The 22,371-nt window shown below is 61.6% G+C and carries 20 protein-coding genes, 1 tRNA gene and 2 pseudogenes; 13 read left to right on the forward strand and 10 right to left on the reverse strand.

Features of this window, described 5'->3' with window-relative positions:
• The first annotated feature begins 46 nt into the window (after positions 1-46).
• A tRNA-Leu gene (locus tag AC1Z3V_RS25250) sits at positions 47-131 on the forward strand.
• Between the two features lie 178 nt (positions 132-309).
• Positions 310-1,788, forward strand: a complete 1,479-nt coding sequence (tig, locus tag AC1Z3V_RS25255) for a trigger factor (protein ID WP_483502370.1) — start codon at positions 310-312, stop codon at positions 1,786-1,788.
• Positions 1,789-1,889: 101 nt separating this feature from the next.
• Here tig and AC1Z3V_RS25260 read toward each other — a convergent pair whose 3' ends face one another.
• Together AC1Z3V_RS25260 and sthA are read right to left on the reverse strand one after the other, a co-directional pair.
• Positions 1,890-2,693, reverse strand: a complete 804-nt coding sequence (locus AC1Z3V_RS25260; protein ID WP_483504144.1) for an endonuclease/exonuclease/phosphatase family protein — start codon at positions 2,691-2,693, stop codon at positions 1,890-1,892.
• Positions 2,694-2,863: 170 nt separating this feature from the next.
• The gene (sthA, locus tag AC1Z3V_RS25265) at positions 2,864-4,279 is read right to left on the reverse strand and encodes a Si-specific NAD(P)(+) transhydrogenase (RefSeq protein ID WP_483502372.1); all 1,416 of its coding nucleotides are present in this window, start codon (positions 4,277-4,279) and stop codon (positions 2,864-2,866) included.
• Positions 4,280-4,482: 203 nt separating this feature from the next.
• Here sthA and AC1Z3V_RS25270 point away from each other — a divergent pair, with 203 nt between their 5' ends.
• Complete coding sequence (locus AC1Z3V_RS25270; protein WP_483502373.1) at positions 4,483-5,526, forward strand: magnesium and cobalt transport protein CorA; 1,044 nt, start codon at positions 4,483-4,485, stop codon at positions 5,524-5,526.
• A 50-nt stretch (positions 5,527-5,576) separates the two neighbouring features.
• Here the strand turns inward: AC1Z3V_RS25270 and AC1Z3V_RS25275 are convergent.
• From AC1Z3V_RS25275 to AC1Z3V_RS25285, 3 genes and pseudogenes are all read right to left on the reverse strand, one after another.
• Positions 5,577-5,738: pseudogene (locus AC1Z3V_RS25275) on the reverse strand (JAB domain-containing protein); the annotation flags it as partial.
• 280 nt (positions 5,739-6,018) lie between these two features.
• Complete coding sequence (locus AC1Z3V_RS25280; protein ID WP_483502374.1) at positions 6,019-6,273, reverse strand: helix-turn-helix domain-containing protein; 255 nt, start codon at positions 6,271-6,273, stop codon at positions 6,019-6,021.
• Positions 6,274-6,435: 162 nt separating this feature from the next.
• Entirely contained in the window at positions 6,436-7,065 is a 630-nt protein-coding gene (locus tag AC1Z3V_RS25285) for a hypothetical protein (protein ID WP_483502375.1), read from the reverse strand.
• Positions 7,066-7,107: 42 nt separating this feature from the next.
• Between AC1Z3V_RS25285 and AC1Z3V_RS25290 the strand changes: the two genes are divergently transcribed.
• The 3 genes from AC1Z3V_RS25290 to AC1Z3V_RS25300 are packed head-to-tail and all read left to right on the forward strand — an operon-like array spanning position 7,108 to position 10,584.
• A complete protein-coding gene (locus tag AC1Z3V_RS25290; RefSeq protein WP_483502376.1) occupies positions 7,108-8,754 on the forward strand; it encodes a recombinase family protein in 1,647 nt (548 codons plus the stop codon).
• Complete coding sequence (locus AC1Z3V_RS25295; protein WP_483502377.1) at positions 8,754-9,656, forward strand: plasmid partitioning protein RepB C-terminal domain-containing protein; 903 nt, start codon at positions 8,754-8,756, stop codon at positions 9,654-9,656. Before AC1Z3V_RS25290 ends, AC1Z3V_RS25295 begins: the two co-directional genes overlap by 1 nt.
• Entirely contained in the window at positions 9,649-10,584 is a 936-nt protein-coding gene (locus tag AC1Z3V_RS25300) for a plasmid partitioning protein RepB C-terminal domain-containing protein (RefSeq protein ID WP_483502378.1), read from the forward strand. Before AC1Z3V_RS25295 ends, AC1Z3V_RS25300 begins: the two co-directional genes overlap by 8 nt.
• Before the next feature lie 283 nt (positions 10,585-10,867).
• Here AC1Z3V_RS25300 and AC1Z3V_RS25305 read toward each other — a convergent pair whose 3' ends face one another.
• The gene (locus AC1Z3V_RS25305) at positions 10,868-12,178 is read right to left on the reverse strand and encodes a type II toxin-antitoxin system HipA family toxin (RefSeq protein ID WP_483502380.1); all 1,311 of its coding nucleotides are present in this window, start codon (positions 12,176-12,178) and stop codon (positions 10,868-10,870) included.
• The gene (locus AC1Z3V_RS25310; RefSeq protein WP_483502381.1) at positions 12,175-12,537 is read right to left on the reverse strand and encodes a helix-turn-helix domain-containing protein; all 363 of its coding nucleotides are present in this window, start codon (positions 12,535-12,537) and stop codon (positions 12,175-12,177) included. Before AC1Z3V_RS25310 ends, AC1Z3V_RS25305 begins: the two co-directional genes overlap by 4 nt.
• A gap of 367 nt (positions 12,538-12,904) precedes the next feature.
• Between AC1Z3V_RS25310 and AC1Z3V_RS25315 the strand changes: the two genes are divergently transcribed.
• From AC1Z3V_RS25315 to AC1Z3V_RS25345, 7 genes are all read left to right on the forward strand, one after another.
• Positions 12,905-13,684: an RNA polymerase sigma factor gene (locus AC1Z3V_RS25315; protein ID WP_483502383.1), complete on the forward strand. Its 780-nt coding sequence runs from the start codon at positions 12,905-12,907 to the stop codon at positions 13,682-13,684.
• Positions 13,685-13,767: 83 nt separating this feature from the next.
• Complete coding sequence (locus AC1Z3V_RS25320; RefSeq protein WP_483502384.1) at positions 13,768-14,343, forward strand: hypothetical protein; 576 nt, start codon at positions 13,768-13,770, stop codon at positions 14,341-14,343.
• A gap of 3 nt (positions 14,344-14,346) precedes the next feature.
• Entirely contained in the window at positions 14,347-17,775 is a 3,429-nt protein-coding gene (locus tag AC1Z3V_RS25325; RefSeq protein ID WP_483502385.1) for a UvrD-helicase domain-containing protein, read from the forward strand.
• Positions 17,776-17,882: 107 nt separating this feature from the next.
• Positions 17,883-18,392 (forward strand): hypothetical protein, encoded by a 510-nt coding sequence (locus AC1Z3V_RS25330; RefSeq protein WP_483502386.1) that lies wholly within the window; start codon positions 17,883-17,885, stop codon positions 18,390-18,392.
• The gene (locus tag AC1Z3V_RS25335) at positions 18,389-18,862 is read left to right on the forward strand and encodes a DUF7665 family protein (RefSeq protein WP_483502387.1); all 474 of its coding nucleotides are present in this window, start codon (positions 18,389-18,391) and stop codon (positions 18,860-18,862) included. Before AC1Z3V_RS25330 ends, AC1Z3V_RS25335 begins: the two co-directional genes overlap by 4 nt.
• Positions 18,810-19,328, forward strand: a complete 519-nt coding sequence (locus AC1Z3V_RS25340; protein WP_483502388.1) for a hypothetical protein — start codon at positions 18,810-18,812, stop codon at positions 19,326-19,328. The genes AC1Z3V_RS25335 and AC1Z3V_RS25340 overlap by 53 nt, the downstream gene beginning before the upstream one ends.
• A 9-nt stretch (positions 19,329-19,337) precedes the next feature.
• Positions 19,338-20,702, forward strand: coding sequence for a hypothetical protein (locus AC1Z3V_RS25345; protein ID WP_483502389.1), 1,365 nt, complete (start codon positions 19,338-19,340; stop codon positions 20,700-20,702).
• Positions 20,703-21,247: 545 nt separating this feature from the next.
• Here the strand turns inward: AC1Z3V_RS25345 and AC1Z3V_RS25350 are convergent.
• The 3 genes and pseudogenes from AC1Z3V_RS25350 to AC1Z3V_RS25360 all read right to left on the reverse strand — a co-directional run.
• Positions 21,248-21,478 carry a helix-turn-helix transcriptional regulator gene (locus AC1Z3V_RS25350; protein WP_483502390.1) on the reverse strand — a complete coding sequence of 77 codons (231 nt, stop codon included), beginning with the start codon at positions 21,476-21,478 and terminating at the stop codon, positions 21,248-21,250.
• A 256-nt stretch (positions 21,479-21,734) separates the two neighbouring features.
• Entirely contained in the window at positions 21,735-22,001 is a 267-nt protein-coding gene (locus tag AC1Z3V_RS25355; protein ID WP_483502391.1) for a DUF4189 domain-containing protein, read from the reverse strand.
• Positions 21,950-22,114, reverse strand: a pseudogene (locus AC1Z3V_RS25360) (helix-turn-helix transcriptional regulator); the annotation flags it as partial. The gene AC1Z3V_RS25355 and the pseudogene AC1Z3V_RS25360, both read right to left, overlap by 52 nt.
• Positions 22,115-22,371 lie beyond the last annotated feature (257 nt).

The raw sequence follows: 22,371 nt of genomic DNA on the forward strand, positions 1-22,371 counted from the left end.
TGGTTGGACTTGCGGGAATACGATCAGGCGGTGCGATTGTCTGAACGCGGGTATGGTGAAATTGGTAGACACGCCAGATTTAGGTTCTGGTGCCGCAAGGCGTGGGAGTTCAAGTCTCTCTACCCGCACCAGACAGGGATCGCGCCTAAAGTCCGGATTCTGCAGGGATGAAGGGGGCTGGAGTGCCATTTTGCTTGCAAAACGGTTGCAGAACTGCGTAAAGCCACTCCCGGCAAATGGATCGGCTCACGTGCTCGCCAGACCTTATGAAGGGGAAGAGCACAGTCAACGTGAAATGAAGGTTTGAACATGCAGGTTATCGAAACGCTCGCTCAAGGGCTGAAGCGCGAACTCAAGGTCGTTATCCCGGCCAAGGACATGGAAGCTCGGATGAACGAGCGCCTGGCCGAAGTGAAGGACCGCGTTCGCATCAACGGCTTCCGTCCGGGCAAGGTGCCGGTTGCGCACCTGAAGAAGGTCTATGGCAAGTCGATCATGGCTGATCTCGTCAACGAGATCGTCCGCGACAAGCCGACCGAGATCCTGTCCGGCCGCGGCGAAAAGTCGGCGACCCAGCCGGAAGTCGCGATGACCGAGGACGAGGCCGAAGCCAACAAGATCCTCAACGCTGAAGCTGACCTCGAGTTCACCGTCGCCTACGAAATCATCCCGGCGATCGAACTCAAGGACGTCAGCGGCATCAAGGTGACCCGCGAAGTCGTCGAAATCGCTGACGAAGAAGTCAACGAACAGATCCTGCGTATCGCCGAAAGCGCCCGCAGCTACGAATCGAAGAAGGGCAAGGCTGCCAACGGCGACCGCGTCACCATCGATTACCTCGGCAAGGTCGACGGCGTTGCCTTCGACGGCGGCAAGGACGAAGACGCTGAGCTGGTTCTCGGCTCCAACCGCTTCATCCCGGGCTTCGAAGAGCAGCTCGTCGGCGTCAAGGCTGGCGACGAGAAGACGATCACCGTCACCTTCCCGGCTGACTACCCGGCTGCAAACCTCGCCGGCAAGGAAGCGACCTTCGACATCACCGTCAAGGACGTCGCTGCTGCCCAGGACATCGAAATCAACGACGAACTGGCCACCAAGCTCGGCCTCGAATCGGCTGACAAGCTGAAGGAAATCGTCCGCGGCCAGATCGAAAGCCAGTACGGCAACCTGACCCGCCAGAAGGTCAAGCGTCAGATCCTCGACCAGCTCGACGAACTCTACAAGTTCGAAACGCCGGAGCGCCTCGTCGAAGCCGAATTCGAAAACATCTGGCGCCAGATCAACACCGACCTGCAGCAGGCCGGCAAGACCTTCGCTGACGAAGAAACCACCGAAGAAGAAGCCCGCGCCGAATACCGCAAGCTCGCTGAGCGCCGCGTCCGCCTCGGCCTCGTTCTCTCGGAAATCGGCGAAAAGGCCGGCGTCCAGGTCAGCGACGACGAACTGCAGCGTTCGCTGTTCGAGCAGCTTCGCCAGTTCCCGGGCCAGGAAAAGCAGATCCTCGACTACTTCAAGAACACCCCCGGCGCCGCTGCATCGCTCCGCGCGCCGCTGTTCGAAGAGAAGGTCGTCGACCACCTGCTCGGCGAAATCTCGGTAACCGACAAGACGGTTTCCAAGGAAGAGCTGACGGCTGACGACGAAGAAGGCGAAGGCAAGGCTGCCAAGAAGGCTCCGGCCAAGAAGAAGGCTGCTGCCAAGGCTGAAGCCGCTGAAGGCGAAGAAGCCGCGGCCCCGAAGAAGAAGGCTCCGGCCAAGAAGAAGGCCGCTGACGACAGCGCCGAGTAATCGGACCGAAGCCTCAGGAATCGAAAAGCCCTGCCGCTCGCGGCAGGGCTTTTTCGTTGGACGCCGGGGAGGCGGATCTATTCCGGTCTCAGCGGCGTGACCTAGCCGATGTCGAGCAGCAGGGCGCGGTGGTCGGACACTTCCGGCTGCGCGACGACCTCGAACCGGGCGGCATCGACGTCACCATTCACGAGCATGTAGTCGGCAAAGCGGCCGTTTTTCAGATAGTGCGACGTTCGAGTGTCCGTGTGGCCTTGGGAGACCACAAGGTCGATAAGCCCAAGCCGCCCGAGTGCCTGGAAGGTAACGCTGTCGGGAAGCACGTTGAAGTCGCCGCACACGACGAGCCGCTCGTCTCCCGGCCAGACCTGACGGATGAGCGCCACAAGCGCATCCGCTTGCGCGTGCCGCGCCGCCGTGTCGTTCTTGCCATCGATTTCTCTCAGCCCATGCATCTGTGCAATGGTGATCGCAGCGCCGATGTCGTGATCGAACAGGCGGATGCAATGCGCATTCCGTGCTCGTGGATGTGGCCCCCACCCGCCGGATGAAAAGCCGCCATGCACGAAGCCGAGCGCCTGGCCGATGACGGAATGCGTCCGTCGGACGAAGGTTGCGAGGCCAAATTCCGAGGTCACGGACCTGTCGCCGTCGAAAAGCGTGCCGCGCGCGGTCGGGCAGAAGAAGCCATCATGCCCCGGAAGCGCTGCCGCGATCTCGTCGAAGAGGTTTGCGCGCTGCGGCAGTACGACATCCGCATCGCGATAAGTCAGCCACTCGGCTTCCGTGGTCGGCGAACGCGCGATCTCCTGCAGGCACAGGACATCGGCATCGACCTGCGAGAGATAATTCATCAACGGGGAATGGAGCTTGCCGCCCCAGGCATTGAGCGAAAGGATGCGCATGACGTTCATGTCTCTTTATCAGGAGCGACAAGGCTACCTGATTCGTGAGCATGGTGGGCATGCGCGCGACATACGCGATCAGTGACAGCGGAACTGCGTTCGTCACTTATCAAATCGGACGCCATGGCCCGCCGTATGGCTTTGATGCGCTCAGATCTGTCGGCTGCGGCTTACGCTTTCGGCAGCTCCTGCTTGATCTCGCCCATGCGGTTCCATGCATCCAGGCCGGCAATCTTGTAGGCCTCGGCAAGTGTCGGGTAGTTGAAGGTGTTCTCGACGAAATACTCGACCGTGCCCTTGAGGTTCAACACGGCCTGGCCGATGTGAACCAGCTCGGTCGCGCCTTCGCCGATGATGTGCACGCCGAGCAGACGGCGAGTCTTCATCGAGAAGATCATCTTCAGCAAGCCGGAATCGAGCCCCATGATGTGACCGCGCGAGGTCTCGCGGAAGCGGGCAATCCCGCATTCATAGGGGATGCCGCGTTCCTTGACCTCTTCTTCCGAAAGGCCGCAGGTGGAGATTTCCGGTACCGCGTAGATGCCGTAGGGGAAATACTTCTGCGGCTCCATCGCGATTGCGCCGACGGCAACGCGCGCCGCGATCCGGCCCTGTTCCATGGAGGTCGAGGCGAGGCTCGGAAAGCCGACGACATCGCCGGCGGCATAGATGTTCGGCACCGAGGTCTGGAACGTCTCCGGATTGACCTTGAGCCGTCCGCGGTTGTCGGCCTCGAGCCCGGCTGCAGGCAGGTTCAGCGTGTCGGTCGCGCCCATGCGTCCGGCAGCGAAGAGGACCATGTCGGTGACGATCTTACGGCCGTTGTCGAGCGTCAGCAGAACCTTACCGTCATCGAGTCGCTCGACCTTGTCGGCCTTCTGTCCGAGATGCAGCTTCATGTTGCGGTCGCGCAGTTGGTAGGTGAAATCCTCGACGATCTCCTTGTCGATGAAGTCGAGCATCGTTGTCTTGGGGTCGATCACCGTGACATTCGTGTCCAACGCGCTGAAGATCGTCGCGTATTCGATACCGACGACGCCGGCGCCGATGACCACGAGTGAGCGCGGCAGTTCCGCGATGTCGAGCAGTTCGTCACTGTCGAGGACGGTCTTGCCGTCGAAAGGCATGTAGTCTGGACGGAAGGGCTTCGTGCCGACGGCAAGCATGATGCTGGTCGCTGAAACGAGCAGGGTCTCGCCGTCGTCTTTCACGACCTCGAGCGTGGTCGGATTGACGAAGCTTGCCTTGCCGCGCATCTGCTGCACGCGGTTGCGGGCAAACTGGTGCTCGAGAACCTCGACCTCGTGATTGAGGGTGATGATCAGCCGCTGCCTGAGATCGTCGGCGCTGATCTCCTGCTTCACGCGATAGGCACGCCCGTAGAAGCCGCGCTCGCGCCAACCGGAAAGATTGAGTGCCGTCTCCCGTAGGGTCTTGGAGGGGATCGTACCCGTATGTACCGAAACGCCGCCGACGCGCTTTCCCTGTTCGATGACGAGAACCTTCTTGCCGAGCTTGGCAGCCTGGATGGCGCCGCGGCGGCCGGCGGGCCCGCTTCCGACGACGATGAGATCGAACTGGTTCATGGGCATTTCCGTTTGAAGGGAGGAATCGTTGTGCATCGCAAAAATTCTCGCTTGCAAGCGTCTATACCGTCAATGGCACGGTTTGATGAAGTGGTTTTCATAGCCGAAACAGCCGGATGAGAATATAAGGGAATGTGCGTATGCTTGGCTTCGTTACGACATGCCGAGCCCCATCGGTGTCGTATTTGCCTGGGAGGCTGACGATGGGATTGGAGCTTACGAACAGGGCGGTGCCGCCACTCGACGAGGAGGGCGCAACTGCACAGCCCACGCATCGACCGGGGGTCGTCGCGGCGGCAGTCTATGAGAACGGCGTAAGGCTACGCGATATCCGGATCGAAGATGCGGGCAAGTGGCGGTCGCGGCCAGGCGCGGTGATCTGGATTGGCCTGCACGAGCCTGATGCGGATCTGCTTCACCAGTTGCAACGAGAGTTTGACCTCCACGATCTGGCCATCGAGGATGCCGGCAAGGCGCACCAACGGCCGAAACTGGAGATCTATGGCGACTCGATCTTCGTCGTGGCCCGCACCGCCCACATGGTGGGCGATGAGATCGCTTTCGGCGAGACCCATCTCTTCGTCGGCCGAGGCTATGTCGTCTCCGTCAGGCACGGCGCGTCCACGTCCTACATGGCAGTGCGTCAGCGTTGCGAATCTTCGCCGTCTGCGCTCGCCCATGGCGAAAACTACATCCTCTATTCGATCCTTGATTTCATCGTCGACAACTACATGCCGGTGATCGAGGCGATCCATGAGGAAGTGGAGGAACTGGAAGATCGGCTGTTGCGCGAGCGATTGGTCAAGCGTGATGTCGAGCGTCTTTATCTGCTTCGCCGCAACCTCCTGAGACTGCGCAACGCCGTCTTGCCGCTTGTCGATGTCTGTCGCCGGCACGAACACATCGATCTTCCCGGGATGGATGCCGCGCTGCAGCCGCTCTTTCGCGATGTGACCGACCATGTGCGCCGTGTCCAGGAGGACATCGACGCGTTGCGCGAGGTTCTCGCCTTCACCTTCGAGGCGAGCCTGATGATCGGACAATCCGAACAGACGGAGATTTCCCGAAAACTCGCGTCGTGGGCGGCGATCCTCGCCGTGCCGACAGCGATTGCCGGCATCTACGGCATGAATTTCGACGACATGCCGGAGCTGAAGTTCCGCTACGGCTATTTCGTCGTGCTGGCGGTGATCATCGGACTGTGCGCGACGCTCTATCGCTTCTTCCGACGCGCGAAATGGCTGTAGGCCAAGCACTTCCGGAACAGCGTGAAACGGTTTTCATCTGGAACCGCTTCTCAGAACAGCCGCAGGCCCTTCAGGCTGACATGCCCATCCTTGCCGATGATGATGTGATCGTGGACGGCGATGCCGAGCGGCTTCGCGGTTTCGACGATCAGCTTGGTCATGTCGATATCGGCACGTGACGGCGTAGGGTCGCCGGACGGATGATTGTGGAACTTTCCACTCATGGAGTAAAAACGTTTATTTTCAATATGATAATTATGTTTCCTAGCATTCTGGGGTAGGGAATTGGTGGCTGTAAGGAATAGAATTTTGTAGCAATCCCGGTCTATTCCGCTCGATCCTCTCCGCTTCCGGACGTGCATGTACAGGCACGAATTTCCAAAGGTGGATGTTACCATGAGAGAACTCAGATCGATACACGTTCTCGGTCGGGGCAGCGATTCGAGACGCTGTTGCCGACGCAGGGTTCTCTGTCGTTGACGGGTAGAGGGCTTACCCAGATGCGCGTCTCTGATCGCTTTCGGGGTTGCCGTCATCAAGGAGGTGATTCCTAATACGGTGGCACAGAATCAGGTTTGAGCGATCCCAACGGTCCAGCTCGTCGCGTGGGTACAAGACGGTTTTGCCGATTTTGATGAATGACGGGCCAATCCGTTTGGATCGCCAGTTGCGAAGCGTACCAGGGCTGATCTGGCTGCGATAGCGATCGACGACCTCCTCGAGGGTGAGATAGAAAGGAACTGCCACAGATTCTCCTAAATACAAATTGTGCAGCAGGCCGTTGCACAAATTCACGACCAGGGACCACTCGCTGTCGATGAAGAGCGCGCGGGTGCCCCTCTGCTCAAGGCGGATGCGCCTCCTGTCGCCAACAGTGTGGAGGCTCCGCTCTGCGAATCGGTGTGCTTATCAGGGTATTCGCCGATATCGTCCCTTCCTGCGCGACCCGACATATTCGAGGAGGCGCGCCTTCTGGAGAGCACCGATATCCCGGCGCGCGGTTTTCAGACTGACCTCCCATACCGCCGCGATCTCGTTAGCAGTGCAGCGGCGTTCGGCGACTCGGTCCAGAAACCAGCGCTGCCGCTCGTTGAGTTCTATCGGATCAGGGACATTTATAGGGTCACGTTTAGGGACACGTTCGGGGTCATTTTTCCGACCATTCGTTGCCGGTCCACCGGCAACAGCCTCGCCGGCAGCGTAGGCTTCTCTGGTTGCAGCGAGCAAAGAGCGGTCGATCTGATGATAAGCCTGAGCATTCGCTGCGGGGCCTTCGATCAGGCCGAGAACGAAGGCCCGGATTACGGGTGACGAGACCACAAGACGCAGGAAATATATCGTATCCGGGCCGTGTTGTGCCAAGAGCCAATGCTTGACGGTCCTTTCGCTGGCGGTGGTCTGGTGCATGAGCTCCTTGATCGCGCGATGGCTGTCTCCGTGCTCCTTGCGCAGCAACTCGGCAATGGTTTTGGCAAAGGTTTCGCGTCGACCAAGGACGCCCTCCCATTTCGGTAATTTCCTGCCCTTTTTCGGCAACATCTTCCGTTTCCTCCGCAGTTAGACTGGTTTCAGTGCGGAGTGGTGGCAGAACCTCGTCATGCGCTGCGGCGGTTGGTCGCCCGGACCACCGCAGTCGGGGATTGGAGAGGGCGAATTTTGACGAGCCGGAAACTCAACGATGATGATCGATCACAGCAGCCGGAACGTCCTGTTCGGGCTGCCGAATACGTCCGCATGTCGACAGACCATCAGAAATACTCGACGGAAAACCAAGCCGATGCGATCCGGCATTATGCTGAAGCGCGTGGGATCGAAATCGTCAGGACCTATGCCGATGAAGGAAAAAGCGGGCTGAGCGTTGATGGCCGTGATGCATTCAAGCGCCTGATCGCCGACGTCACGGAAGATCGGGCCGACTTCGAGATGATCCTCGTCTATGACGTGAGCCGCTGGGGCCGCTTTCAGGATACGGATGAGAGCGCCTATTACGAATATATCTGCAAGCGCGCAGGCGTGCGTGTTCAATACTGTGCCGAGCAGTTTGAGAATGACGGCAGCCCGATCGCGGCCATCATCAAGGGCGTGAAGAGCGCGATGGCCGGGGAATACAGCCGCGAACTCTCAGTCAAGGTGTTCGCCGGTCAGGGACGTCTGATCGAAAAAGGTTATCGTCAGGGCGGTCCAGCGGGCTTCGGCCTGCGGAGAACGCTCATCGACGAACACGGCACGATCAAGGGATGCCTTGAGCGCGGTGAGCAAAAGAGCATCCAGACCGACCGCGTGATCCTGACGTTCGGGCCTGACGATGAGGTCAATCTGGTTCGAGAGATCTATCAGGCGTTCGTCTACAACGGACGTAGCGAGAACCAGATTGCCGCCGACCTCAATGCGCGTGGTTTCGCGACCGATCTTGGCCGCCCCTGGACCAGGGGAACGATCCATCAGCTTCTGATCAACGAGAAATATGCCGGCGACAATGTCTGGAACCGTCGCTCGTTCAAGCTGAAGAAAAAGCGGGTTCGCAACACTCCGGAAAAATGGATCAGGGCCAAGGATGCATTCGACGCCATCGTCGAGCGCGAACTGTTTGAAGCTGCCAGAACCATCATCAATGCGCGGTCGTTTCGCCTGAGCGACGAAGAAATGTTGCAGGCTCTGCGGGAATTGTACCGGAAGCAGGGATTGCTGTCGGGTATCGTCATCGACGAATGCGACGAGTTGCCATCGAGCAGTGCCTATAGCTCTCGTTTCGGCAGCCTGCTCAGGGCCTACAGCCTGGTCGGTTTTACACCAGATCGGGACTATCGCTATGTCGAAATCAACCGCGACCTGCGCAAGCTCCACCCTGAAATTCTCCGGGATGTGCTCGATGGTTTGCGTGCGACAGGTAGCGATGCCTGGCAGGATCTCCAAACCGATCGGGTAATCGTCAATGGCGAGTTCAACCTCTCGGTGGTGGTGGCCCGATGCTTCGAGACCCCGACCGGGCTTTTGCGCTGGAAACTGCGTTTCGACACGTCGCTCGCGCCCGATATTACCATCGTTGTGCGTATGGACCGCGCCAACCGCGCGCCGCTCGACTACTACCTGTTTCCGCGCATCGACATGCTCTCAGAGAAGCTCCGGCTGATGGAGGACAATGCCCTCGGTCTCGACGCCTATCGGTTCGACAACCTCGATTTTCTCTACGACATCGCAACACCCGTTCCCTTTTCGGAGGCCGCTTAATGCCTGCCGTTCGCCCAAATCGAATTGAAATGATTCCGATCTCCCGGATCACGGTCTTGAACCCACGCGCGCGCAACAAGCGTCAGCATCGGGAGATCGTGAACAACATCGAAGCCATTGGCTTGAAGCGGCCGATCACGGTGAGCCGCCGTGAAGGAGCAGGTGGTCCGAGATATGATCTTGTCTGCGGGGAAGGGCGGCTGGAAGCTTTCCAGATGCTCGGCCAGACCGAGATCCCCGCTGTGGTGATTGAAGCCAGCGAGAATGAATGTCTCGTGATGAGTTTGGTCGAGAATATCGCCCGTCGCACACCTCGTCCCATCGACATCATGCGGGAAATCGGCGCGCTGCGATCACGCGGATATAGCGATGGCGCTATCGGCGAAAAGATCGGCGTCGGTGCATCCTGGGTCAACATGATCGCGTCTCTTCTCGAACGCGGCGAAGAGCGTCTGGTGGCTGCGGTCGAAACCGGGCTCATTCCGATCACTCTGGCGATGGAAATTTCCAAGGCGGAGACGGAGGAGGCGCAAAATCTTCTCCTTGATGCCTATGAAACCGGCAAGCTGAGGGGCAAGAAGCTGGCCGCTGTCCGGCGCATGCTCGACATGCGCATGCGGAGCCAGCGCAAGGGACTGTTACCGAGCGGCCGTCTGGGCAGGAAAGCCAGCAGTCGGCGACTGACGGCCGCCGATCTCATGGAGATTTATCAGCGCGAGGCCGAGAAGCAGCGTCTCCTGGTCAAGAAATCTGATTTTACCCAGACCCGGCTGCTGTTCATCGTTGAGGCGCTGAAGGACCTGCTTGCCGACGACGGCTTCGTCAACTTGCTGCGGGCGGAAGGGCTGGCAACCATGCCTCGAGCACTCTCCGTTCGGGTATCAGGAGGCGATCATGGCTGACGGACCGAAAAATCGGGATGATGGCCATATCCATCTGGCTTTCAATCAGGACTTCCTGACGATCCCGGTTGCTTCGATCATGCCGCTCAAGAGCCTGCCGGACGGTGCCAGAGAGAGTAGATCCTATTTGCAGGTTCTGAGTTCCATTAAGGCCATCGGTCTGATCGAAGCGCCTGTCGTCTTGGCGGACCCCAAGAATGAAGGGTCATGGTTCCTCCTCGACGGCCATTTGCGGTTAGAGGCGCTCAAGGAACTTGGCATCACAGAAGTCGAGTGCCTGCTCGCCACCGACGATGATACCTATACTTACAACAAGCGCGTCAATCGCATTCCGCCAATCCAGGAGCATCGAATGATCGTGCGCGCCATGGAGCGCGGCGTCTCGGCTGATGATATTGCAGATGCCTTGAATCTTCAGGTCGAGTCCGTTCTGCGGCGCTTCAAATTGCTGGAGGGGATCAGTCCCGAAGCGGCCGAGATGCTGAAAGATACGCCTTGCTCGATGAAAGTGTTCGATATTCTGCGCCAGATGTCCGCAGTCAGGCAGATCGAGGCCGCCGATCTGATGATCGGTCAGAACAATTTCTCGATCATGTTCGCGCGTGCGATCCGCGCGGCCACGCCCGATAATCAACTCGTTGCCGCCAAAAAGGGAAAAGGAGCAGCCGTTCCAACTCCGTCCGGTCAGCAGATGGCGCGCATGGAGCGGGAGTTAGCGGCGCTCCAGACCCAGGTAGAGTCGGTTGAAGAGACCTATGGTGTCGACAACCTGCATCTGACGGTGGCGCGCGGGTACATTGCCAAGCTTCTCGCGAACAACCGCATTGTCCGCTGGCTGGCGACCCATCAGCAGGATTATCTGGGCGAGTTTCAGAAGATCGCAGAAATCGACACGCTGGGTCCGATCGCCGAAGCGCCAGACGCCTGAACGCGGAATGGGGACCCGGACCCGATAAGCGCGGGGACCATGGGAGAAGCCGCACTGTGGGGCGGATCAAGCATGGTGGTGGGAATGGCGGCGAACCCGCATGAAGCCCGCCAGGCTGGCCGTCATATGGACCAGCCGCATGTGGGCATGCTTACCCGCATGAGAATCGATGGGCGTGTCGGGATCGCTGGCCGACACGCCCATTTTGGGATGGGCCTGTTGGTGCTTTGCAGGTTGAGATAGCTGAAATTTCCTTGGGGTGTGGTCAATCAGGTCTTGTGTCTTAGGCTGGGATCATGATTTCCCGCCGCATGGCTCGGTGAATAGCTTGAGTAGTCTTCTCGGCTACGCCGGCCTGTTCCGCGAAGGTCGGCCAGTTTTCGATCTGCGTATGCATCTCGCGGATGATCTCCTCGGCCTTTTTCGGCTTGAGGTCGCAGAAAACGCCAAACTCGACGAGATCGGCGAGAACGAAACGATCCCGCTTGCCGCTCAGGCTCATCTGGTGCTGGTGCGTCCAGCTTCCATCCGGATTGTAGGCGTAGCTCACATCGAATGCTGGTGACAGACGCCACTCACCCTTTCGATTCATGAGGAAGGCGATGTTCTTGACGTGATCGTCCTGGTTCCGGACGAGAATGTTGAAGACCGCGCGACGAAACTGTTGCTCGATGTCGTATGCGGGTAACCCGAGGAGCCGGATTGTCTCGACCGCCTGCTCGTAGGAATAGGCTCCCGCGGCGTTGAAATCATAGTGACGCAGGGCCGCAAGCGACTGCATGTGGAGTTTCTGGCCGCTGGCGGTGCGGTCGAAGCGCTGTGTCATGAAATGCGATCGGCCCCCTTCGTGGTGGACACGGCATTCAGTCATGTCGATGCCGGCGGCGCGGGCGAGGAGAAAGAAACCGTATTCGATAAGGCCAAAGCCCTGCGGATCGGCTAGCTCCTTGTCGCGATTGTTAGAGATGCCGTCGAATTTCATGAGCCAGTAGGTGAAGCCTTCATCGGCTTTGACTTGACCGGAACGAAATTCCCCAGTTTTTTCATTCCAAGCAAGAATGGCCTTGGCGCGCGCACCGCCTGCGGATGTCCCGACGCGCAGGATCTCCTGCAAGGTCTCATGGTCGTCGTCGCCGTTGAGGACACCGCCGAGGTTGGCGCGATTGTTGAGGACGTCGTTGGCCAGCTTGGTGAGCGCGTCGATTTCGAGGCGCTTGGATTTTCGCGGCCCTTTCAGGATCGTGGGATGAAACTCGAGAGCGCCCATACCGCGCGTACCGATATAGCAAAGGCGCTCGACCGGATTGAAGCTGCCGGCCGATCGCCCTTGCGTAGCGAGCCACGTATCGATCAGGGCGTTGCCGAATTTGTCAGGGAGGGAGTCTGCGAGCATACCGGGCAGACCCTTGAAGGCGTCACGCGGCAGACCAGGGAATTCGTATGGGTCGGGACGCCGCGGCATTATAATCGGTGCCAGTTCGAAGCTGCTCTGGACGAAGTCGGGCATGTATTGGAATACACCTATCGCCCTGTCGTCCAGCCAACTGACGGCACCGATGTCTCTGCCCCACAAACGGACGGTGGCATCGGTCATTGATCATTCTCCTCGCCCCACGCCCAGTCGCTCGCCTTTGGAGCTTCGGTCTGGGTTCGTGCACGGCGTCGTTCGTGGCCTTCATGTTGAACCCGCTCGACCGGACGAACATCTGGATTGGGGAGAATGTCGAGGATGCGATCACCAAGGTTGAGCGCTCTTAGTACCCGGAGAAGGGTGTCGAGCGAGCTGTTCCGGCCGGCCTCCAGCCGTTTGATGCTCGGAAGCGAAGCTCCGGCTTCCTGTGCTAATCGTGCTTGAGTCAGGTTGCGACTGAGGCGAAGCTTGGCCAAACGCATCCCTAAATCACGCATGGTGATTTCGACGTTTCCTGTCCTTGGCACCATGTTAGGAGTCATATATGATCTCTTGTCGTCATTTACCTGCGGAGGGTATCACATATGATCCGTTGTTTCAAGATGATGTGAGAGTGGATATAGGATCTTATGTGATACCTAATATCAATAAAACCGCATAACGGATCATTTATGATCCGTTATGCGGTTCAACACCATAATTTCGTTGCAAAGGCTGACTTGGTAGTCGCGTAACAGTTTAATCAGGCGGGGTTCGTCACGCATCGTAGACGGCTATGTGCCAAGGCGTAGAAATCGTCGAAAAAAGCAAAAACGGCTTTCCGGATTTCCGGCCCCGCCGCGATCAGCGGAGACGAGTGGGCATTTGGGACGCTCGCAGAACCGCTGTTGCATAAGGCAAGGGGGCATAATGGCTCGAACATTACAGAAAATCGGCGACGACGGCCCCCTCGTTCGCCCGGATGCCGTTGAAGCGCAAATCGACGCGGCTCTCACGCTGACTCCCCAGCCGCTTCGCGCCCGGCTTGCCATTACCGACCCACGAGACGCCGACCATCTACGCTCCGAGACGCTCGTCCACTTGGTCCGGCATGGGCGCCGGACCGGCGATCAAGGGCTGATCAGCCTGGTCCTGCCGGTTCTGCTCGCCCGCTGTGAGGCAAATCTGATCGTTAAGGTGCCGGACGGCCAACTTCCGGAAGCCGCCACCGTTCGGGAGGACATATTGGGCGAGTTCAGCGAACTGTTCGCCAGCGACGGCACAGGCAAGGATCCCGACGAGCTGGACTTCTATGAGTGCAAATTCAATCGCGCCTTCCGCTTCTTCCGGATCGACGTCGTCCGCCGCGAGACGGGGCGGCTCAAGCACGTGGCGCAGATGCCCGAGCCCGACGAGGACGGTGAGCCCGAACCCCATGACGAGGTATTCGCCCGGGTGTCTGAGGCGTTCCGCTCGCCGGCGATGCAGGACGGCGACGTTTTCCGGTCCGAGCTTCACGATGCGATTCTAGAACTGCCGCCCGATGAACGTGACGCGGTAATCCTCGTTCACGCGCTCGGCTATCAGGAAGAGTCCGACGATCCGGGGGAGGAGACCGCGGCGACACGCTGCGACTGCACCGGACGCACAATTCGCAACCGACTGACACGGGCGGCGACGAAGCTGGCCCGTTTCAAGGAGGATCTATGACCCCGACACTCACCGCCAGCCCGCCCGAGCTAAGGGAGGCGCTTTATGCCTTGTCGATCGCAAAGGACGTCCCCGACGCGGCCTTGCTCGACGATGTCGTACGTCGTTTCCCGCAGTTTGGCGGCGAACTGACCAACTTCGCGATCGCGATCGCCATCGACGCGCTGCACGGTGATGCGGTCGTCGAGGCGGCCGAGGCTGCGCTTGATCCGAATGTCTTGAGCCCGGCCGTTTCTCGCGCCATGAGCCGATTCCAGAACCGGCTGCATGCGGTCTCGGAGCCGTCGCGCCTGCCGGCTGCGACCGATCGATCGGTCTCGGCGGACGCAATAAATCCGTTCGCATCGCTCTCGCGCGAGGACTTTCGCGGGTTCGCGAGGCGGCTGGACGCTAGCAGCGTCTTTGTAGCCAAACTGAGAGATCGGCAAATCGAGCCCGACACGCTGACGCCTGGATTTCGAAAGCGGGTCGCCGATGATCTGCACGCGCCGCTCGATGTGGTCGTTGCTCACTTTGCGGCCGCCCAGGCCGGTGCGGCGAGCCCACAATTCTACAAGGCGGACGGCAAGCCCAACAACGGCGGCCGCCAGACCTTCGAGGAGGCCGTGCGGAGTTCTGGCTTGAGCGAGGCTCAACAACGCGCGTTGCTGGCGCTCTAGTCGATGGATGCGTTCGAGCCGATCCGGTCCGCCGCCGCAGCCCTCCATCAGGCGCTGGTGGCCAAGGGTGCGGACCCGTTCAATCCCTTGGCGCTGGTCGAGGCGGCTGCGGCGGATCTCGACCTCGAGCTTGTCTGGCTGCCTGCTGGCGATCCGGCGCTGAAGGGCGCGCGCGCACTCTACGATGATCAGAGCGGTAGCATCTGCTGCGAATCCGGCGGCAATGGGCCTGCGCGGGCGTTGCTGGTTGCGCACGAGATCGGGCACGCCCGGCTTCATGCCGGCTCGGCTACCTGTGCGGCGGCGGACATTGACGCTTCGCGCTCTACCGAAGCCGCGCCCGTCGGGCTGCAGCGCGTCGAGGATTATGGCGCGCGCGAGCGCCGCGAACTTCAGGCGAACGTCTTCGGACGCGAGTTTGTGCTTCCGCGGGCTCTCGTACGACGCCTTCATGTCGACCAAGGGCTTGGCGCCGCGGCGATCACCGCCCGGACCGGGCTGCCGATCGCGCTCGTCCGTCAACAGCTTTTCGATGCCTTGCTTTTGCCCGAGGCCGAGCTCGCGGCGGCGGAGTCTTCACCCGCTTATGTGCCGCGACCGGACCCGTCGCAAGACCGGGCGGCCGCGCATCGCGGCTCGCCGTACCAGCTCCAAGCTGGGCCTGGCACCGGCAAGACGCGCACCCTCGTCAAGCGCGTGACCTCGCTGGCTTCGGAGGGGATCGATCCGGCGGCGATGCTCATCCTCACCTTCTCGAACCGGGCCGCTGGTGAGCTTTCGGAGCGCCTGTCGAGCGCGCTGCCGGAGGCCGCGCCCAAACTCTGGGTCGGGACATTTCATGCCTTCGGGCTCGATCTGGTGCGTCGTCACCATGATCGGCTCGGCCTGTCGTCGAACCCCGCCCTGTTCGACCGCAGCGATGCGATCGAGCTGCTTGAGGAGATCCTGCCAACGCTTCCGCTCATCCATTATCGGAATCTGTGGGATCCGGCGATGGTGCTCCGCGACATAGTCGCGGCGATCTCGCGCGCCAAGGACGAGATGGCAGATCCGGCGCGCTACCGCGCGCTGGCCTTGGCCATGCGGGATGCGGCTGGCGCTGACGAAGACAGGCAGATCGCGGCCGCCAAATGCCTGGAGATAGCGGACATCTACGATCTCTACGAGGACGCCAAGACCCGCCATGGCGGTGTCGATTTCGGCGACCTGATCATGCTGCCGGTGAAGCTCCTGGAAATGGATGCAGCGATCCGAACGGCGGTGCAACTGCGCCATCGGCATGTTCTGGTCGACGAGTATCAGGATGTGAACCGGGCCAGCGCGCGCCTGCTCAAGGCGGTCGTTGGCGATGGTGAGCGGCTCTGGGTGGTCGGGGACTCGCGGCAGTCGATCTACCGATTTCGCGGCGCATCCTCGGCCAACATGGCGCGGTTCTCTACGGACTATCCGGGCGCCGTCGTCGACCAGCTCGGTGTCAATTACCGCTCGACCGAACAAGTGGTTCATGCTTTCGCGGCGGTCGCTCCGCATATGGGCGCGTCGCACGACATGCTTCCGCTCGCGCTCGAGGCGGATCGGGGCGCGGGGCCGGGTAAGCCCGAGATTCGCCGCTTCGAAACCCTGTCGGACGAAGCCGCCGGCGTCGCCGCGCGAATCCGTGAGGTCGAAACCGGCGGCGTTCGGCTGCGCGACCAGGCGGTGCTCTGCCGGTCCAACAACCGCTTGAACGAGATCGCCGCGGCGCTGGAGGCGCGCGATATTCCGGTTCTGCATCTGGGTAGCCTCTTCGAACGCGAAGAGGTCCGCGACCTGCTGGCGCTGCTCAGCCTGACGGTCGATCCGTTCGGCGACGCCCTGGTGCGCGTCGGCGCAATGCCGCGATACGGGCTCAGCCTGCAGGACGTCCGAGCGGTCTCGCGCCACCTGCGCGCGGAAAAGCGGCCGGCGCTGACTGGGCTCACCGAGGCCGCGAGCGCGCCCGGACTCTCACCGGGCGGCCGGGAAGGGGTGGCGCGGCTCGCGGCGGATCTAGCCGGGCTGTCGCCGCGCAGTTCGGCTTGGGACTTCTTGTCGACCTATCTGCTGGATCGGACCGACCTTGCGCGTCGTTATGGGGCGGCTGGCTCGGTGACGGCGCGAATGCGTGCGGTCGCCATCTGGCAGTTCCTGAACTTCGCGCGCGAGCAGAGCCCGGTGGGGGCAGGCGCGCCGATCCAGCGAACGCTCGATCGGGTGCGACAGTTGGTGCTGCTAGCCGAGGAGCGCGACCTGCGCCAAGTGCCGGCGGCGGCGCTCCATCTGGACGCGGTCCGCCTCATGACGGTGCATGGCAGCAAGGGCCTCGAGTTCGAGGCCGTGCATGTGCCCGGTCTCACCAAATCGAGCTTCCCGGCCTCGAATCGCGGCCAGCGCTGCCCGCCGCCAACCGGGATGATCGAGGGCGCGGAAGCGCTGTCCGTCTCGGACGAGGCCAAACGGGCGCACGAGCACGAAGAGGAATGTCTTTTCTTCGTGGCGCTGTCGCGGGCGCGCACGCACCTAACGCTCTCGCTTGCACGCAAACAGCCCAACGGCAACAACCGCTCGCCGTCGCCCTATCTCGATTGGCTGACCGGTGGCCGTGTGAGCGAGATCGCCCGTCCGGCGATTATACCGCCTCCGGAAGATGCCATTTCGCTGGGACCGATCGCGATCGTCTGGCCCGAGGATTGGGCGCTGACCGATAGTCGGCTCGGCGCCTACGAGAAATGCCCGCGCCGCTTCTTCTATACCCACGTGCTTGGCTTGGGCGGCGCTCGAAAGCCGACCGCCTTCTCGCGCACGCACGACTGCCTTTACGACCTGATCTGCTGGCTCGCCGATGCCCGCCGGACGTCGACGCCGACGCTTGCCGAGGTGGAGGCCACCTTCGAGGCGATCTGGGCGCAGCGCGGACCGGCCGACCACGCCTTCGCCGCCGACTATCGACGGCTGGCGGATCATCTCGTGGCGGCGCTAATAGATGCGGGCGCGGGTCGCCGATTCCGCGAGGCGCAGCCGCTCGCCATCGACTTTGCCAACGGGCGGGTTCTGGTCGAGCCGAATGAACTGGCCGAGCTTCCTGACGGCACGGTCGTCGTCCGGCGGGTGCGCACGGGTTACAAGCGCAGCGACGAATATGACCGGCTGGAGTACACGCTTTACCAGCTGGCGGCCCAAGCCCAGTTCGGCGCGGGCGTGGTGGTGCAGGCACTGCATCTGACCGACGGCTCGGCCGAGCCCGTCACGCTCTCGGCGACAAAGCTCGGCAATCGCCGGGCCAAGAGCGAAACCATGCTGGCGGGCATCGCCGCCGGCGATTTCCCGGTCGAGATCGACGCGGTCACCTGTCCGCGCTGCCCGCATTTCTTCATCTGCGCGGCGACGCCTGGGGGCGATCTCGATCTGACCTGACAAACGGCGATCCGGCTTTCCGGTTTTGCGCTCGCCTTCCGATCAGGGAGGTAAGGGACGAAAGAGGGGCAATTGGGCCTCACACCTCGATCCTGGAGTGTGAACCCATGAAGACCATCGACCTGTTCTACCAGGGCGAAGGCGTTGCCGAGATCGAGCACCTCGAAATCGAGCCCGACACCACCTTCGCCGACCTCAAGGCCCGCCTCATCGAAAAGCACGGCGGCGCGGTCGACGCGCTGCTGTTCGCCGAGGACGAGGACGACCCGCTCGACGACGCCCAGACGGTGAAGGACCGCGCCGGCGGCAAGGGCCTGAAGCTGCACCTCCACCGCTGCCGCCACATCACGGTGGCGGTCACCTACAACGGCGAGACGATCGACCGGAAGTTCGCGCCCAGCGCGACCGTCGCGCGCGTCAAGCGATGGGCGGCCGAGCGCAAGTTCGGGATGACCGACGAGGAGGCCGGCGAGCACGTCCTCCAGATCGCCGGCACCCACGAGCGGCCGGCGCCCGGCACCCACATCGGCGTGCTGGCGAACCGCAAGACCTGCGGGCTCGCCTTCGACCTGGTCGCTGACGAGCGCGTCAACGGCGCAAGCGAGGATCGGCGGTGATCGGGCCCGATCAGCGCGCCTTCGAGGCGGACGTGGCCCGCGCCACGTTCCGCCTCGGCCAAGCCGAAGGCCGCTGGCGGCTGGTCGAGACCCGCTGGCCCCACGCCTTCATCGGTGTCACCGCCAAGGACGGCCGCGAGTTCGTGCTGCGCCTGAACTGCGCCGGCTTTCCGCAGGCGCTGCCGACCGGCGGTCCCTGGGACATGGCGGCCGACCGGATCCTGCCGTTCGACCTCTGGCCGCGGGGTCACGGTGGCCGTGTCTCGGCGGTTTTCCGCACCGACTGGAAAAACGGCAGCGCGCTGTATCTGCCGTGCGACCGCGAGTCCTTCGCCGGTCACGAGAACTGGCGTCACGAGATGCCCTCGAAAATTTGGCGTCCCGCCGACGGCGTCGTCCAATATCTGGAGCTGGTCCATGAACTTCTCAATTGCCGCGATTATTCGCCGCCGCTTCGCGCCGCGGCATGAACTGTCCTGTTCCTGGTGGACTTGGTGGCGCCTGCGTCGCGCGCTCCGCCAACGTGGCCGCGGCGCCAGCCGCGAGAGCGGCGCCTTCCTGCTTGGGCGGCAGGAAGATGGCCGGCGCCGGATCGTCGACTTCGTCCTCTATGACGATCTCGATCCGCACTGCCTCGACACCGGGATCGTGCGTTTCGATGGGCGTCACTTCGGCGCGCTCTGGGCGATGTGCAAGGAACGCGCGCTGAGCGTGGTCGCCGACATCCACGTCCATCCGGCCGGAGCCGGTCAGAGCGAATCCGATCGCGACCATCCGATGATCTCGCGCGCCGGCCACCTAGCGCTGATCCTTCCGAACTTCGCCGCCCCGCCTCAGCCCCGCGCCTCAATCGGCATCTACCGCTACCTGGGCGGCAAGCGCTGGGCGGCCGTGGGCCGCGCCGACCGCGCCGCATTCTTCCACATCGGTTTCTAAGGAAACGCCATGACTGCCATCGTCTCCGCAGACTCACTGCACCGCCTGGTCAAGCAGGCGATCGACAGCGGCGCCGCCGCGACCGTCGCCGAGGCCGAGGCCTTGTTCCAGGGCTTTCGCCTCGCCATCACCTTCATGCCCGACGATCCAGCCGATCCGGTCGAACAGGCGACGCTGCTGACAGCCGTGGCACTTGGGCGGCGGGTGTTTCTAGGCGGCGTCACCGTCGTCGGGGCTCTCGAAACTCCGGTCAGCACCCTTCTGCCACTGGGGCCGACGCTCGGCGACGCCGTCAAGGCGCTCGGGGGCGAGATTGGCGGCGGCTCGGGCGCGCCGATGGTGGTCATCGGGTCGAGGCTGGGGCGTCGAGACGGCTTCGCCATCCGCACCGCGGCGGCAGGCTGGCGCGGCGGCATCGTTCCGGCCCATGCCGACCTCACGCCCGAGGCTGGACCCGCCAACCCTTTGGCCGGGATGCTGGCGGCGGCGCTGGCGATCAACGAAGCCTTCCTGCACGTCAATGGCGCCAAGGCGGCTGGACGCAGCGCGGTCGGGCTGTCCTTGTGGCGGCCATCTCGCGATGTCGACTGGCTCGCGGCCGATCCGTCCGAACCAGCGCTGACCTATCTGCCGTCGCAGCTCTGGCTGATCGGCCTGGGGCACCTGGGCCAGGCCTATCTCTGGGCGCTCGGCCTCTTACCCTTCGCGGCGCCTGCCGACGTCATGCTGGTGCTGCAGGATGTCGACGCGATCACGGCTTCGACCGAGAGCACCTCCATTCTGACCGACGCAACCCTGATCGGGGTGAAGAAGACCCGCGCGATGGCGGCCTGGGCGGAACGCCGCGGGTTTCAGACCTCGATCCAGGAACGGCTATTCGCCGCCGATTTCAGGCGCCGCCCGGACGAGCCGGCGGTCGCCCTGTGCGGCCTCGACAACGCGGCAGGGCGCAGGGCGCTCGATCAGGTCGGCTTCGACATGATCGTGGAAGCGGGCCTTGGCCGAGGCCATCGTGATTTTCGAACCATGCGCCTGCACACTCTTCCCGGGGCTCGTCCGACCGCCGAGATGTGGAAGGCTGCGGCGGCCGGAGAAAAGGTCGAGGACCGACCGGCCTATGCCAACCTGATCAATGATGGCTTCCTAGATCGCTGCGGCATGACACTACTCGCCGGCAAAGGCGTGGGCGCACCGTTTGTGGGAGCCGTCGCCGCAGCCTTGGCGCTTTCGGAGATCCTGCGCCTGCTGCATGGCGGTCCCGTTCACCGCCTGATCGATCTCGATTTGCTCGGCGTCGATCACCGCTCGACAGTGCTGCATGGGGACGGCTTCGATAGCCTCAACCCCGGCTTCACGAGCGTCGGTTCGGCTTAGCGTGCGCCTGTCGACGTACTGCGCCGGCGGAGCAGCCTAGCTCTTGCAGTACATCGATGATGATGCGTTCTCTTGAAGCTGCCGAGTTCAAGGTTCGAAACTGGCCGGGAGAACAACTGGCGTTGGGACGTTTCCGCCGGCCCGCTTCTGAGAGCGAAGGCGAGGCGGAGTGCCCTTCAGCGATCGTGATCGGCCGTTAGATGGAGCCAACAAGCCGAGGTTTACAGCAGTTGCGGCCATCGCGCGGATAGGTTATAAGATATTGATTAATAATAAGAAATTCCGATGATGCTACTTCGGGGAAAATTGGTAATTTATCACCCCACTTTGGCCCTAACGGACTCCTCTTAAGTTATTGAAACCAAGTATTTTCCGTGATTTTCCGGGACCATGCGTGACCGCGAATGCCCGAGGGGTATTGAGCGGGATAGTTGTGGACGACTCTGACATGTCTCATAACGGCATGAAATCGCTTGGTTTTATGAGATTTCATCGGGAGCTGGTGCCGGGGAGTGGGGCAGGTTCACAATGATCGCTCGTGATCGTCACGCCTGATCACCGACCGGCTCATCGAGTCGCTTTGAAGCACGGCACTGCACTCTATTCCTTTCGTCCCATGCTTCAAGCTCATCAATCGGATATAGGACGGCCTTGCCGATCTTGACGAACGACGGTCCAATTTTCATGGCGCGCCAATTACGAAGAGTGCCCACAGACACACCCCCGCGATAGCGGTCTGTGACTTCTTCCGGAGTGAGAAATTTTGTCTCTGACAATGCTGCCTCCTGCACCCGGCCGCGCTTCGGCGTAGCGTAGCCGATCATGGGGTGATAGATGAGCGTGAGGTTCTCCTCTGAGTGGCACTGTCACTCAGCATCACCGCTGGGCTTGCCGGTTTCCGGCGGCTCACGCTGCTGCACGGAGATCGATGCAGCACGATTGGGGGAGAGGGAAGCCTTGTTCGGCGGGCGTAGGGAACTCGGCTATCGGAGGATAGAAATCGGCGGGTTTTCAGCACCGGTCTCCGCCTTCCTAACGGGGAAGGCTCTCGCCGGTCTCGACGATCCCGGAACTGCGTTTATAGATTCTTTGGCAAGCAGCCTGGGCCTTCTGCCTGGCGGCTCGCTCCGACGGACCAGAGTCCGCTGACCCCTCGTTCTTCCCGGCGACGGCCACCGTATAGTAGGCGTTGGAAAAATCCAGTGCGAGGCGACAGTCGCTGTTACCCTCGCCCCGGCATCGGCCGAGTCGGGGTGTTGAGCGCGGCGTATCGGCGCCGCGCGGCGCGCGAGCAGCCATGCCTCAACTTCAGCGAGGTTCCAGGCGATGCAGCGAGGCGATAGTGCAAAGCGTAGTGGAAACTTCCCGCGCTGCTACATTTCGTAGATGGTGCTATCAGCCAGCGGGACCATCTCCCGCAGTTGCTGGCGTCGGATTGTCCGACGGAAAGTTGGTCCGGGCGTTTCGAACTTCATTCTATTGCCTCCGAATGCTCTTTGGCGTGAAAGAAGGGGATAGAAGCGGACTGTGAAAAGACCTTGCCGGCGCTCTTGCGGCAATATCGCATCATAGTGTGCAAATCGGATGGCTCTGCGACCGTGAAGTAGCGATGGACAACTTGCGTGTTTCAAGGCACCTAGATCGGTCCGTCTCGCTCCACTGTCACTCT

It is taken from the genome of Ensifer sp. 38_S197 (genome assembly GCF_056924495.1).

Bases quoted from the DNA above. Each gene is read 5' to 3' on its own strand.
- AC1Z3V_RS25325 (WP_483502385.1), top strand. From the start codon at position 14,347: ATGGATGCGTTCGAGCCGATCCGGTCCGCCGCCGCAGCCCTCCATCAG.
- sthA (WP_483502372.1), bottom strand. From the start codon at position 4,279: ATGAACCAGTTCGATCTCATCGTCGTCGGAAGCGGGCCCGCCGGCCGC.
- AC1Z3V_RS25300 (WP_483502378.1), top strand. From the start codon at position 9,649: ATGGCTGACGGACCGAAAAATCGGGATGATGGCCATATCCATCTGGCT.
- AC1Z3V_RS25270 (WP_483502373.1), top strand. From the start codon at position 4,483: ATGGGATTGGAGCTTACGAACAGGGCGGTGCCGCCACTCGACGAGGAG.
- AC1Z3V_RS25295 (WP_483502377.1), top strand. From the start codon at position 8,754: ATGCCTGCCGTTCGCCCAAATCGAATTGAAATGATTCCGATCTCCCGG.
- AC1Z3V_RS25340 (WP_483502388.1), top strand. From the start codon at position 18,810: ATGAACTTCTCAATTGCCGCGATTATTCGCCGCCGCTTCGCGCCGCGG.
- AC1Z3V_RS25305 (WP_483502380.1), bottom strand. From the start codon at position 12,178: ATGACCGATGCCACCGTCCGTTTGTGGGGCAGAGACATCGGTGCCGTC.
- AC1Z3V_RS25310 (WP_483502381.1), bottom strand. From the start codon at position 12,537: ATGACTCCTAACATGGTGCCAAGGACAGGAAACGTCGAAATCACCATG.
- AC1Z3V_RS25260 (WP_483504144.1), bottom strand. From the start codon at position 2,693: ATGCGCATCCTTTCGCTCAATGCCTGGGGCGGCAAGCTCCATTCCCCG.
- tig (WP_483502370.1), top strand. From the start codon at position 310: ATGCAGGTTATCGAAACGCTCGCTCAAGGGCTGAAGCGCGAACTCAAG.
- AC1Z3V_RS25330 (WP_483502386.1), top strand. From the start codon at position 17,883: ATGAAGACCATCGACCTGTTCTACCAGGGCGAAGGCGTTGCCGAGATC.
- AC1Z3V_RS25355 (WP_483502391.1), bottom strand. From the start codon at position 22,001: ATGGCTGCTCGCGCGCCGCGCGGCGCCGATACGCCGCGCTCAACACCC.
- AC1Z3V_RS25315 (WP_483502383.1), top strand. From the start codon at position 12,905: ATGGCTCGAACATTACAGAAAATCGGCGACGACGGCCCCCTCGTTCGC.
- AC1Z3V_RS25285 (WP_483502375.1), bottom strand. From the start codon at position 7,065: ATGTTGCCGAAAAAGGGCAGGAAATTACCGAAATGGGAGGGCGTCCTT.
- AC1Z3V_RS25345 (WP_483502389.1), top strand. From the start codon at position 19,338: ATGACTGCCATCGTCTCCGCAGACTCACTGCACCGCCTGGTCAAGCAG.